The 13,306-nt window shown below is 52.1% G+C and carries 10 protein-coding genes; 3 read left to right on the plus strand and 7 right to left on the minus strand.

Translation table 11 applies throughout. The features are described 5' to 3' along the window. Positions 1-15 precede the first annotated feature (15 nt). Positions 16-1,938, minus strand: coding sequence for a PrkA family serine protein kinase (locus P2G88_RS13940; RefSeq protein ID WP_275796975.1), 1,923 nt, complete (start codon positions 1,936-1,938; stop codon positions 16-18). A gap of 328 nt (positions 1,939-2,266) precedes the next feature. On the opposite strand from P2G88_RS13940, the gene P2G88_RS13945 reads away from it, so the two are divergent. Continuing rightward, positions 2,267-4,435 (plus strand): M3 family metallopeptidase, encoded by a 2,169-nt coding sequence (locus P2G88_RS13945; RefSeq protein ID WP_275796977.1) that lies wholly within the window; start codon positions 2,267-2,269, stop codon positions 4,433-4,435. A 94-nt stretch (positions 4,436-4,529) separates the two neighbouring features. Beyond that, positions 4,530-5,195 (plus strand): glutathione S-transferase, encoded by a 666-nt coding sequence (locus P2G88_RS13950; protein ID WP_275796979.1) that lies wholly within the window; start codon positions 4,530-4,532, stop codon positions 5,193-5,195. Between the two features lie 392 nt (positions 5,196-5,587). Here the strand turns inward: P2G88_RS13950 and P2G88_RS13955 are convergent, their stop codons facing one another. Further along, a complete protein-coding gene (locus P2G88_RS13955) occupies positions 5,588-7,036 on the minus strand; it encodes a PLP-dependent aminotransferase family protein (RefSeq protein ID WP_275796981.1) in 1,449 nt (482 codons plus the stop codon). Between the two features lie 88 nt (positions 7,037-7,124). Between P2G88_RS13955 and P2G88_RS13960 the strand changes: the two genes are divergently transcribed. Continuing rightward, positions 7,125-8,048: an EamA family transporter gene (locus tag P2G88_RS13960; protein ID WP_275796983.1), complete on the plus strand. Its 924-nt coding sequence runs from the start codon at positions 7,125-7,127 to the stop codon at positions 8,046-8,048. On the opposite strand, the gene P2G88_RS13965 is transcribed toward P2G88_RS13960, so the two are convergent. From P2G88_RS13965 to P2G88_RS13985, 5 genes are all read right to left on the minus strand, one after another. Then, positions 8,045-9,292, minus strand: coding sequence for an amidohydrolase family protein (locus tag P2G88_RS13965; protein ID WP_275797103.1), 1,248 nt, complete (start codon positions 9,290-9,292; stop codon positions 8,045-8,047). The genes P2G88_RS13960 and P2G88_RS13965 overlap by 4 nt on opposite strands. A gap of 97 nt (positions 9,293-9,389) precedes the next feature. Next, positions 9,390-10,916: an apolipoprotein N-acyltransferase gene (gene lnt, locus P2G88_RS13970; protein WP_275796985.1), complete on the minus strand. Its 1,527-nt coding sequence runs from the start codon at positions 10,914-10,916 to the stop codon at positions 9,390-9,392. Beyond that, positions 10,894-11,772, minus strand: a complete 879-nt coding sequence (gene corC, locus P2G88_RS13975; protein ID WP_275796987.1) for a CNNM family magnesium/cobalt transport protein CorC — start codon at positions 11,770-11,772, stop codon at positions 10,894-10,896. The genes lnt and corC overlap by 23 nt, the downstream gene beginning before the upstream one ends. A gap of 32 nt (positions 11,773-11,804) precedes the next feature. Next, entirely contained in the window at positions 11,805-12,266 is a 462-nt protein-coding gene (gene ybeY, locus P2G88_RS13980; protein WP_275796989.1) for an rRNA maturation RNase YbeY, read from the minus strand. Further along, on the minus strand, positions 12,263-13,297 hold the full coding sequence (locus P2G88_RS13985) for a PhoH family protein (RefSeq protein WP_275796991.1): 1,035 nt from the start codon (positions 13,295-13,297) through the stop codon (positions 12,263-12,265). The genes ybeY and P2G88_RS13985 overlap by 4 nt, the downstream gene beginning before the upstream one ends. Positions 13,298-13,306 lie beyond the last annotated feature (9 nt).

Genomic DNA, 13,306 nt, shown 5'->3' on the forward strand with positions numbered 1-13,306 from the left:
ACTGCTACCCTCCGGTTACGACGACTTACGCACACGCAGATACCATTCGCACAATAGCCGAACCTGTTTCTTGGTGTAGCCTTTCTCCGTCATACGCTTGACGAAATCGTCATGTTTCTTCTGGTCATCGGCACTGCTCTTGGCATTGAAGGAAATGACCGGCAGCAGGTCTTCGGTATTGGAGAACATCTTTTTCTCGATAACCGTACGCAGCTTCTCGTAACTGGTCCAGGCAGGGTTTTTACCCTTATTGTTGGCCCGAGCCCGAAGTACAAAGTTAACGATCTCATTACGAAAATCTTTGGGATTACTAATACCCGCTGGTTTTTCGATTTTCTCCAGTTCGGCGTTAAGGGCTTCGCGGTCAAACAACTGACCGGTCTCGGGATCGCGATACTCCTGATCCTGGATCCAGAAATCCGCATAGGTCACATAACGATCGAACAGGTTCTGACCATATTCGGAATAGGATTCCAGGTAAGCGGTCTGAATCTCTTTACCGATAAACTCGACATATTTGGGAACCAGAAAGCCTTTGAGAAACTCTTTGTAGCGGTCGGCGGTTTCCTGTGGGAACTGCTCGCGCTCAATTTGTCTTTCCAGCACGTAAAAAAGATGTACCGGGTTGGCCGCCACTTCCTGCGGGTCGAAGTTGAACACTTTGGACAGGATCTTGAAGGAGAATCGGGTAGACAGACCCTCCATACCCTCATCCACGCCGGCGTAATCACGGTATTCCTGATAGGACTTGGCCTTGGGATCGGTGTCTTTAAGGCTTTCACCGTCATAGACGCGCATCTTGGAGTAGATGCTGGAGTTTTCAGGCTCTTTCAGGCGTGACAACACACTGAACTGGGACAGCAGTTCCAGCGTGCCAGGCGCGCATGGAGCACCGCGAAGCTCACTGTTATCAATGAGTTTTCGATAGATTTTCTGCTCTTCTGACACGCGCAGACAATAAGGCACCTTGACGATATATACCCTGTCCAGGAAAGCTTCGTTGTTGCGGTTGTTTCTGAAGGTCAACCACTCCGATTCATTGGAGTGGGCCAGGATAATGCCGTCAAAGGGCAGGGCGGAGAATCCTTCAGTGGGGTTGTAGTTACCCTCCTGGGTTGCTGTTAACAACGGATGCAGCACCTTGATGGGCGCTTTAAACATTTCCACAAATTCCATCAGGCCCTGATTAGCTTTACACAGGGCACCCGAGTAGCTGTAGGCATCGGGATCGTTCTGGGCAAAAGACTCCAGCTTACGAATATCCACCTTACCTACCAACGAAGAAATATCCTGGTTGTTATCATCCCCGGGTTCGGTCTTGGCCACACCAATCTGGTCGAGCACCGAGGGGTATAATTTGATGACCTTAAACTTGTTGATGTCACCGTTAAACTCATGCAGGCGTTTACGGGCCCAGGGCGACATGATGGTTTTCAGATAACGGCGGGGAATACCGTATTCGTTGAGCAGAATATCGCCGTCCTCTTTATCATCGAAAAGGCAAAGCGGGTGATCATTCACCGGCGAGCCCCTGAGGCAATAAATCGGTACTTTTTGCATCAACTCTTTAAGCTTTTCGGCAAGAGAAGACTTACCGCCACCCACGGGACCCAATAAGTAGAGAATCTGTTTCTTCTCTTCCAGCCCCTGAGCTGCATGTTTGAGGTACGAGACAATTTGCTCGATGGAATCTTCCATGCCGTAAAAATCGGCGAAGGTGGGATAGCGTGCCACCATGCGGTTGGAGAATATCCGGCTTAGTCGGGAGTCGGTCGACGTATCTACCATCTCCGCTTCACCAATCGCCAGCAGCAGGCGTTCGGCCGCATTGGCATAGGCCGACTTATCGGCCTTACACAGGTCCAGAAAGTCGGAGATACTGTACTCTTCTTCTTTGTGTGCTTCGTATCTTTGTTGGTAGTGCTCAAAAATACCCATATACACCTCCGGGACGTTTATCACCAATGAACTGGGACGGGGGGATTTCACTCATTTAAAGGTTAGACCCAAATTCACCAGTCTGTGTTGCAAATCACCGAAAACATTACAAAAGCATGTTTGATATCAACGCCATGCGACAAATAGCAGCAGTTTGATGGTGCCTACGTGGATTTTTCCGTTATGGCTCAACCCCTTTGCCCTTTTGTTTACATTTTCTAACGAAAAGTCTGTTTAGGCTTGCTCCTAAAATCTAGGCACAACCTGCCTTCCTCAGTAGACTGGCCTGTCGCTTAAGTACAACAGCTCAATTGGAGATCCCCGAGCCATGAAATTTACCTCAACCCTGGTTGCTGGTGTGGTTGCGGCCGCACTGTCTGTTTCCCTACCTACTCTTGCCGGTTCCAGCCAAAGTGCACAAGGTGCACAGCAGGCGGTAGCCAACAACCTGACTGCCCCATGGCAGGGACCCTACGGTGGTGTGCCGGCGTTTGACAAGATGGAGTTGGCAGAGGTGAAGCAGGCACTCAATGAAGGCATGGCACAGCAATTGGCCGAGCTGGATGCCATTGCCAATAATCCTGCGGCGCCGAACTTTGAGAACACCATAGTGGCCTACGAAAAGACCGGCAAAACCCTGGATCGGGTATTCACTTATTACGGGATCTGGAGTGCGAACTTATCCAGCCCCGAATTCAGAGCCATTCAGCAGGAAATGGCGCCTAAATTGTCTGAGTTCTCTTCGCAAATTACTCAAAATGAAAAGCTGTTTGAGCGTATTCGCGCCGTTTATGAAAGCGATGTGCTGAAAACCTTACGTCCCGATCAGCAGCGTCTGACCTATTTGATTTATGACAGTTTTGCCAGTAACGGTGCTACCTTGGATGCCAAGGCCAAAGCCAGATATGCAGAGATCAACCAGGAGCTGTCTAAGCTGCATACTAAGTTTGCCAACAATGTGTTGGCCGACGAAGAAAACTATGTGTTGTATCTGAGCAAAGAACAGCTGTCCGGTTTGCCTGAGTCTTTTGTTAAGGCGGCGGCAGCGGCGGCCAAGGAGCGTGGTAAAGAAGGCATGTATGCGATCACTAATACCCGCTCTTCCATGGATCCCTTCCTGACCTACTCCGATGAGCGTGCTCTGCGCGAGAAAGTATGGAACACCTATTACAATCGCGGTGATAACGGCGATGAATACGATAACAACGCCATCATCCAGCAAATCCTGACCTTACGTCATGAGCGTGTGAAGTTGTTGGGTTTTGACAATTATGCCCAATGGCGTCTGTCCAACCGTATGGCCAAGACCCCGGAAAATGCCATGGATCTGATGCAGTCGGTGTGGCCGGCCGCTATTGCCCGGGTCAAGGAAGAAGTCGCCGACATGCAGGCCATTGCTGATGCCCGTGGCGATAAGATCAAAATCGCGCCATGGGACTATCGCTATTACGCCGAGAAAGTGCGTCAGCAGCGTTATGACCTTGATTCCAATGAAGTAAAACAGTATCTGCAGTTGGATAAGCTTCGTGACGCCATGTTCTATGTCGCTGGCCGTTTGTTCAATTTTGACTTCGCTGCGGTGCCACAAGGTAAGGTACCGGTCTATCACCCCGATGTTAAAGTTTGGGAAGTGAAAGACAAAACCAGCGGCGAGTTGGTGGGCTTGTGGTATCTGGATCCATTCGCGCGCCAGGGTAAGCGCTCCGGGGCCTGGGCCAATAGCTATCGCAGTCACACCAGTTTTGAAGGTAATACCACAGTACTATCCTCCAACAACTCCAACTTTGTGAAAGGGGCACCTGGTGAGCCGGTATTAATTTCCTGGGATGATGCCGAGACCTATTTCCACGAGTTTGGTCATGCCCTGCATGCCCTCTCATCTGACGTGGCCTACCCAACGCTCAACAGCGGTGTGCGTGATTACACCGAGTTCCAGTCGCAGCTGCTGGAACGCTGGCTGCTGACCGATGAGGTTATCAATAATTACCTGGTGCATTATGAAACCGGTAAACCAATTCCGGCCGAGCTGGTAGAAAAAATCAAGAAGGCAGCCACCTTCAACGAAGGCTTCAAGACCACTGAATATCTTGCTTCTGCGCTGATAGATTTGAAGCTGCATATGACCGATCCCAAAGGACTGGATCCCGATGCCTTTGAACGTGAAACTTTAAGCGCATTGGGTATGCCCAGTGAAGTGGTGATGCGCCACCGTACACCACAGTTTGGCCATGTCTTCTCAGGTGAAGGCTATTCGGCGGGGTACTACGGTTACATGTGGGCTGAGGTGCTGACTTCTGATGCGGCCCAGGCCTTTGCTGAGGCACCCGGCGGCTTCTACGATAAAGACGTCGCAGCCAAGCTGGTGAAACACCTGTTTTCAGTGCGTAATGCGGTAGATCCAGCCGATGCCTATCGAGCCTTCCGTGGCCGTGACGCCAAGGTGGATGCATTGATGCAGGACCGGGGCTTTCCGTTGGGAACAGCCGTTAAAATGTAACGAATAAGGGCCGCAAGGCCCTTTTTTGTTTGCATTTATTGATCGCATGAGTGAGTTTGCCGTAAATGAAGGCAACATTTTTAAAGGAGTGTCCATGATCATTCTTCACCACCTCAATAACAGTCGTTCTCAGCGAATCCTTTGGTTGCTCGAGGAATTGGGCCTGGAATACCGTATTGAGCGTTATCAGCGGGACAAAAAAACAATGCTGGCGCCTGAGAGCCTGAAAAAAGTCCATCCCTTGGGTAAATCACCATTGCTGGAGGTGGACGGGCGGATCTTGGCCGAGTCCGGCGCCATTGTGGATTACCTGTGCCGGGTCAATGGCGGCCAGGCGTGGTCTGTTGCAGCGGACGATCCGGCATATCAGGATTATTGCTACTGGCTGCATTTTGCCGAAGGCAGCATGATGCCGCCGATGCTGCTGAAATTGGTATTGGATAAGATCAAAGCCAACGCACCGCTGTTGGTATTGCCTGTTGCCGTAGGCATAGTGGCGAAGGTCAATAAAGCTTTTGTGGGACCCAACCTGACCAATAATCTGGCCTATGTGGAGCAGCAACTGGCCGGTAAGGAATGGCTGGTGGGGGATAAGCCCAGTGGCGCCGATGTGCAAATGAGCTTTCCGTTGGAAGCGGCGGTAGCCAGGCGATTAGTCACAGACAAGCACCCCAATATCCAAGCCTATGTAAAGCGTATCCACGCCCGCCCTGCTTATCAGCGGGCACTGGAAAAGGGTGGCGAATATCAGTACGCCTGATACCCGGACTTCATCTCAACGATATATATCACGGGTTATTGGTGTGTCGGGCAGATCCACTCCTCAAACGGCCTTTCAGTCACACCGAATTAACTGGCGCAGCTATGCTGCGTCCGGTCCTCAGAGCGCACAGTGAAGTGCATTTCTGAGTGGCTGAGTCAGAATAGCCAGGGAAACACGGCAAAAAATGCAAAGAACGGGTAGACAACAAGCCTGGCGCCAATCCTCAAACCACCAGATTGGGCACACAATATAACCGATAACCTGCTTTGTTCTCCCCCCACCCAAAGCCACCGGGTGGTTTTGACTTCACCGCGAATATCGAGATAAACAAAGATAAGCAAATATCCGATACAAACTATTGATAAAAGTATTGAACTAATCATTTACTATTAACTTCGCGCCAACAAACTTAACCGTTCAATGCCTTTTTCCACGTCTAGAGTCCAGGACACACCATAACTCAGTCGGATGCAGTGACGGTATTTATCGCTGGCGGAAAACAGGGTGCCGGGCATCACGCTGATGCCTTGCTCCAGGGCTTGCTGGAATAGCTGGGCGCCGTTGACTTTACGTGACAGTTCCAGCCACAGCACCGCGCCGCCGTGAGGACTGCTGACCCGGGTTTCCTTGGGAAAAGCCGCTTCCACTTTGGCTTTCATGCGCTGCATATTGAGTTTAAGTACTTCCCGTAGCTGCCGCACATAGCGTTCGTATTCCCCTGAGGCCATGTATTCAGACATGGTCCATTGGTTGAGCAACGATGAGGTACAGGACAGCGCGCGCTTTAATCTGGCCGCTTGCGGCGCGAAGCGCGGACTGAGTAGCCAGCCGATACGGTGACTCGGTGCAGCCGTTTTGGAAAACGATGAGCAGGTAATCACCAGGCCCTTTTGTGAATACAGCTGGGCCGGTAGCCCTCTGGATTCGCCAAAGTAGAGATCGCCATAGACATCATCCTCAATCAGTCCGATATCACGGGACTCCAGCAGTTCTACAATGGCTTTCTTGTTCTCTTCCTGCAGCTTGGCGCCAAGGGGATTAGTGATGCTGGTGGAGAATATGCAGGCCTTTATGGGTTGGGCGTCAACAGGCTGGCTGTCCAGGGCTCTTTGCACATCGTCTGCTGTGAGCCCGTCGTCGGGACAGACGGGGATCTCATAGACCAGCATGCCCAAGCCTTCTATCAGTTCCAAAATGCCGAAATAGCAGGGCGATTCTACCGCAATCACATCACCGGGCTTGGCCAGCAGCATCAGGGCGATAGTCAGGGCTTCCTGGGCGCCGTTGGTGATCACCAATTGCTCCGGATCCATCATTACCCCCATATCCAGATAGCGAAAGGCCAGCTGTCTGCGCAGAGGCAGAAATCCGTTGAGGGGGCCGTAGCCCAGCGCTTGTTCACCGGCGAGCGAAATCACGCGTCGCATATTGCGCGCCAGCGCTTTGTGCGGGGGAAGGGCAGACACGGGGTTGCAAATGGCCAGGGGCAGGGCGCTGCGCTGATGGACATTGGCATGTACCTGTTCAATCATCTCCTGGCGGCCAACAGGTACGGCATAGGTGGTTTGCTTTGGCTTACGCGGTGTATTCATTCTCGCTTGACTGGCGCACAGGAAGTAGCCGGACTTTGGCCTGGCTTCCACCAGACCCAATCGTTCCAATTCCAGATAACCCTGTTTGACCGTGGGTACACTGATATCTAAGCGCTCGGCCAATTGGCGCAATGAGGGAATGCGATCGCCGGGACGCAAAGTCCCCTTTTGCTGCATATCACAAATCAGATCCACTACCTGATGGTAGAGAAAACGCTCTGATTGCTGGTCTAGTGCTATTTCCATCTGTGTAGGTTGCTTTTATAAAAATCTGTATATGTTAAGTATACAGATGGCGGCTATCATTACCAGCCTGACTAATGGGGAAGCTGACATGAAAAACCTGATACTCTACGTGGTAACCGTGCTGATTTGGGGCTCAACCTGGCTGGCCATCGAATTCCAGCTCGGCGTGGTATCGCCGGAAGTTTCCCTGGTCTACCGCTTTGCCATGGCGGCGCTCATGATGTGGGGATATTGCCTGTATAAGAAGCTGCCGATGCGTTTTAACCTGGTGCAACATGGCTTTTTTATACTTCTGGCGCTGTGTAATTTCGGTTTTAACTACCTGCTGCTGTACTGGGCGCAGCAATATCTGACCTCGGCGCTGGCGTCAGTGGCCTTCTCCACCATGTTGCTGATAAACATCATCAATACCCGTATCTTTTTCGGCAAACCCATTGCCAAACGTATCTATAGCGGCGCGCTTTTGGGCATTGCCGGGATTGTGGTGTTGTTCTGGCAGGATCTGCAGGTGTTGGATCTGTCCAACCTGGTATTGGTGGGCCTGTTATTAGCGCTGTCAGGCACCCTGGTGGCCTCTTTTGGCAATATGGTCAGCGTGCGTAACTCAAGGCGTAGCGTTGGTATTTTGCAGGGCAATGCCTGGGGGATGTTGTACGGCACGTCGGCCTTAGCGATAACCGCACTATTTACCGGCGCTGAGTTTACCTTTGATCCCAGCCTGCCTTATGTGGCCAGCCTGCTTTATCTGGCGGTGTTCGGTACGGTCATTGCCTTTGCCTGTTATTTTGTGATGCTGAAGAATATTGGCCCGGAAAAAGCCAGCTACGTCATCGTACTGTTTCCGCTGGTGGCGGTGGTGCTCAGCACCCTGTTTGAAGGTTTTGTATGGAATGGTTACACCCTGGCGGGCTTCTCTTTGGTGTTGGCCGGTAATGCCATCGTGTTGACTCCTTTTGAACGTATCGGACGCTTGCTTGGCAAGCGTCCGGCGGTTATCCCTGAGCCGGTTTAAGGACGTTTGGCCACGTTGCCGTCCTTTATCACCCAAGGCACAGTCTCCAGCAGGCTGATGTCTTGAAGCGGATTGCCAGGGACGGCGATCATATCGGCGAATTTCCCGGTCTCAATGCTGCCTAATTCGCCTTCTTTACCAAGCAAAGTGGCGGCGTTGATAGTGGCGGCCTGGATAGCCTGCAAGGGTGTCATACCAAAGCGCACCATGCGGGAAAACTGCTTGCCGTTATCGCCATGGGGATAGACTCCGGCATCGGTGCTGAATACCATCTTCACCCCGGCTTTGACGGCGCGGCTAAAACTGTCGCGCTGTTTGCTACCGACCACTCTCTCTTTGTCCAGACTCTCTTCTAAAATCCCTGCTTTTTCACCTTCGCCAAGGATATATTCGGTGTTATAGATATCCATGGACAGGTAAGTGCCATGCTGTTTGGCCAGTTTAATGGCTTCATCATCGAGGAAGCTGGCATGCTCTACGCTGCGCACCCCGGCTTTAATCGCGGCTTTAATGCCTTCGGTGCCATGGGCGTGAGCGGCCACATGAATGCCGCGCAGATTGGCTTCTTCAACAATGGCATTCATTTCTTCCTGACTGTATTGCTGCGCGCCGACTTTGGTGCCTTTTGACAGCACCCCGCCGGTGGCGCAGTACTTAATCAGATCGGCACCGTACTTGATATTCATGCGCACCTTTTCACGCACCGCCCAAGGTCCGTCGGCTACCGCAGGGGATTTGTCCTGATATTCATAGGGCAGCAGATTGTTGTCGCAATGGCCGCCGGTGATCCCAAGAGGAATGCCCGACGCAAAAATCCGTGGTCCAGGTACTTCGCCTTTGTTAATGGCATCACGCAGCGCCACATCCGAATAGCCGCTGGCGCCCACATTGCGAATGGTGGTAAAGCCTGCCTCCAAGGTGGTTTTCGCATTAGCCACACCGGTAATGGTCTCGGCTGGCAGCGATACTGCCAATCCCTTATAGCCATGCACAGCGGCATCAGAGGTGATATGCACATGCATATCCATCAGGCCGGGCAGCAGGGTTTGCCCGCTGAGATCAAGGAGTTTGGCGCCTTCGGGAATGGCCAGTTTGCCCTGTTCACCGATATCACGGATACGGTTGTCTTCCAGAATAAGCAGGGGCTTTTGTTGTAGTTTGCCGGTTTTGACATCCAAAAGGGCATCGGCTTTAACCACAGTGATATCGGCTTGTGCAGTGAGTGATATGGCACTGACTAACATGCCAGTGGTAAGAGAAAGGTAACGCGCTGTTTTCACAATGGATTTTCCTGAGGTTACAAAGCTCTCAGGATAGTGTTAAGCGACCCATTAATTCAAGCTAGATCCAATCGGTGCGCGGTAACCATAGGGCCAGACCAAAGCCGGCCAGACTGAGCAGCACAATCCATAGATCACCGTAGGCGCCAAAGGGCGTATCGCCGCGGTAGGTAGGCACCTCTGCACGTAATACTGCATCTTCAAATTGTGGCACTTTTGCAATGATTTGACCGTTGGCATCAATCACTGCGGTAATGCCGTTGTTGGTCGCGCGAAGCACAGGTATTCCAAACTCTTTGGCGCGTACCTGGGCTATTTCCAGATGTTGGTGGGGACCGTGTGAGCGGCCAAACCAAGCGTCATTACTGACGGTCAGAATAAAATCCGTATAGGGATGCAGGTTGGCGCGCATTTGTTCCGGGAAGGCAATTTCAAAGCAGATCGCGGGGGCCAGGCGATAATCATTGGCGATCAGGTTATTCTGCTCGAAGTTTCCGCGGCTGAAGGAAGACATGGGCAGATCAAAAATCGGTGCCAAGCCTCTGAGCCAATCCTCCAGAGGAATAAATTCGCCAATCGGCAACAGGTGGTGCTTGGCATAGCGATTGGTATGCATATAGCGATAGTGGCCCTGTTTTTCCCCGTGCAAACTGCCCACACCAATTAACTGGTTAAAGGCTTGGCGGGTTTCAAAATTGTAATTGACGATGCCGGTAATCAGGCCCGTGCCGTTTTCTGCGGCAATTTCGTCCAGCTCACCCAAATACTCGGGGACCAGGGGCTCTAGTCTGGGAATGGCGGCTTCCGGCCAAATGATCAAATCGGCATCCCAGTAGGGGGCGGTCATCTCCAGGTACTTGCGCATGGTGGGACCGTCTTGTTCCGGTACCCAGCGTAATTCCTGCTTAATATTGCCCTGCACCATTACCACATCGGCATGCTTGCCGGTGGCTTTGGTCCAGCTATGTCCATCCAGAACCACACCGCTTATCATCGGCACAACTACCAACAAAGCAGCCGACAGCCAATGGCGCTGACGCAACAGCAGCATGACGCCCGATGCCATAAGCACCAGCAGCAGACTGACGCCGGTCTCACCGACAATAGGTAGCCAGCCTCCTAAGGGACCATGAAGCTGACTGTAGCCAAGCGATAGCCAGGGGAAGCCGGTCAACATCCAGCCACGCAGCCATTCTGTGACATACCAAATCAGCGGGATGGCCATGGGCCAATAGGGGAGCTTGATAAAGCGAACCAGCAGCCAACTGGCCAATGCGGGATACAGAGCCAAATAGAGACAGAGTAACAGCATCAGGCTTAAGGAGCCGAGCAAGGGTAAGCCGCCAAAATCGGCAATGCTTACGTGTACCCAGCTGACACCTGCGCCAAACCAGCCGAGGCCGAAAGACAATCCGGTCAGAAAAGGAAAAGCCCTGCCTGGTCCTGACAACAAAGCAAAAAAGCCAAGCAGCAGCAATGGCACCAAATACCACTGTGAAAAAGGCGCGTAGCCCAGCGTCAGGCCTGCCCCAAGAGCAAGTGACGCCAGACTCAGGGCGTAGCGGTTAACCGCCTTGTTCTTCGGCATCATCCTTTCTGGGCAGACTCACTTTAAGCTGGATCAGACGTCGTTTATCGGCGTTGGCGACCCGAAATTCGATGCCGTCAATTTCCACCGCTTCGTCGCGACTTGGCATATGACCAAAGGCGCGCAGCACAATACCGCCAATGGTATCGGCTTCTTCTTCATCGAAGTGGGTGGAAAAAAATTCGTTGAAGTCCTCAACCGGGGTCAAAGCTTTCACTGAATAGGTGCATTTGTTCAATGCACGGATATCATCGGTTTCATTGTCCTCGGCGTCGTGCTCGTCTTCGATTTCACCGACGATCAACTCCAGGATATCTTCGATGGTGACCAAGCCTGATACGCCGCCGTACTCATCGACCACGATAGCCATATGGTAGCGTTCCTGACGGAACTCACGCAGCAATACATCCACGCGCTTGCTTTCCGGCACGATAATGGCCGGGCGCAGGATCTCTCTGAGCTTGAATTCCTTTTCGGAATCGAAACCATACTCAAGCAGGTCCTTGGCCAGCAAAATCCCTTCGATATGATCTTTGTCTTCGTTGATCACCGGAAAACGGGAATGAGCGGACTCGAGCACCACAGGCAGAAATTCTGCCACTTGCTGGTCGATACCGATGGTCATGATCTGGGCGCGCGGGATCATAATGTCTCTGACCCGCATTTCACTGATTTCCAGTACCCCTTCGATCATGTCGCGGGTAGCGCTGTCTATCACTTCGCGCTGCTGTGCTTCGCTGATCACTTCGACCAGCTGCTCTCTGTTTTGCGGTTCTCCCGACAGGGTCTGGACTATTTTTCCCAGCCAACCCGACTTGGAAGAACCGTTACTAGAGTGGGGATTGTCGTCGCTCATAGGCTCCAATCTATATTAACGAAGAGGGGCTATCATTCCCGATCCGCATAGGGATCGTCAATTCCTAATTGGCCGAGAATGGCGATTTCGATACCTTCCATCTCCTCGGCCTCAGCATCCTCAATATGGTCAAAGCCAAGCAAATGCAGGGTACCGTGCACACAAAGGTGGGCCCAATGGTGTTTAAGTGGCTTGTTTTGCTCTGAGGCTTCACGGGCGACCACCGGTGCACAAATCACCAAATCACCGAGCAAATCTATCTCGATACCGGGCGGAGCCTCGAATGGAAAGGACAGCACATTGGTGGCGTAGTCCTTTGCGCGATACTCATGGTTTAGCTCACGGCCTTCCTCTTCGTCGACGATACGCACGGTGAGTTCACCGCTTGTAAGGCCTTGAGAATGCAACGTTGCATCTACCCATTGTTGAATATCAGATTCAGCGGGTAAATCCGGCGCATCACTGGCTAATTGCAGATCAAGGGTGGCTATCAATTGGATTTGTTCTCGTCGTTGCCGTTGGCTTTTTGCTGTTTTAACACTTCCTGCTGACGATCATGCTCTTCATAGGCCATGATAATGCGTGAGACCACCGGGTGGCGCACTACGTCATTGGCGGTAAAGAAATTAAAGGACACATCCTTCACCTCTTTCAGCACTTCGATGGCATGGCGCAGGCCGCTGCGTACGCCGCGCGGCAGGTCTACCTGAGTGATATCACCGGTGATCACCGCGCGGGAATTAAAGCCAATGCGGGTCAGGAACATTTTCATCTGTTCCACCGTGGTGTTCTGGCTTTCATCCAGAATAATAAAGGCATCATTGAGGGTGCGGCCGCGCATATAGGCCAATGGCGCCACTTCAATCACGTTTCGCTCAATCAGCTTTTCCACCTTTTCAAAGCCGAGCATTTCAAACAGGGCGTCGTACAAGGGGCGCAGATAAGGATCGACCTTTTGTGATAAATCGCCAGGCAGGAAACCCAGCTTCTCGCCGGCTTCCACTGCTGGGCGGGTCAACAGAATACGTCTGATTTCCTGGCGCTCCAGCGCGTCCACCGCACAGGCCACCGCCAGGTAAGTCTTACCGGTACCGGCCGGTCCTACCCCAAAGCAGATGTCATGATTAACGATATTCTGCACATACTGAGACTGATTGGGGTTACGTGGCTTAATCACACCACGCTTGGTTTTGATATGTACTTCTTTGCCGTACTTACCGGCTTCAGCCTGCTCCAGGCACTTGGCTTCCTGAATAGCCAGATGCACTTTTTCAGGGGCAAGGTCCGGAATAAGACCTTTGATCGGCTGGGTTTCGATATACAGCAATTTCAACAGTTCTGCGGTGGCGTTAGCCTGCTGGGGGTTACCCAGGACCTTAAACTCGTTGTTGCGATAGCTGATTTCCACCCCCAAACGGCGCTCAATCTGCTTGATATTGTCATCGAAGGGACCACAGAGGCTGGACAGTCGCTTGTGGTCGTTTGGTTCTAAAATAACGGCATTGCTGACGAGTTGACTGGACAAGTCTGGACT

Origin of the sequence: Aliiglaciecola sp. CAU 1673 (assembly GCF_029223185.1) — a bacterium.
Classification (GTDB): Bacteria; Pseudomonadota; Gammaproteobacteria; order Enterobacterales; family Alteromonadaceae; genus Bowmanella.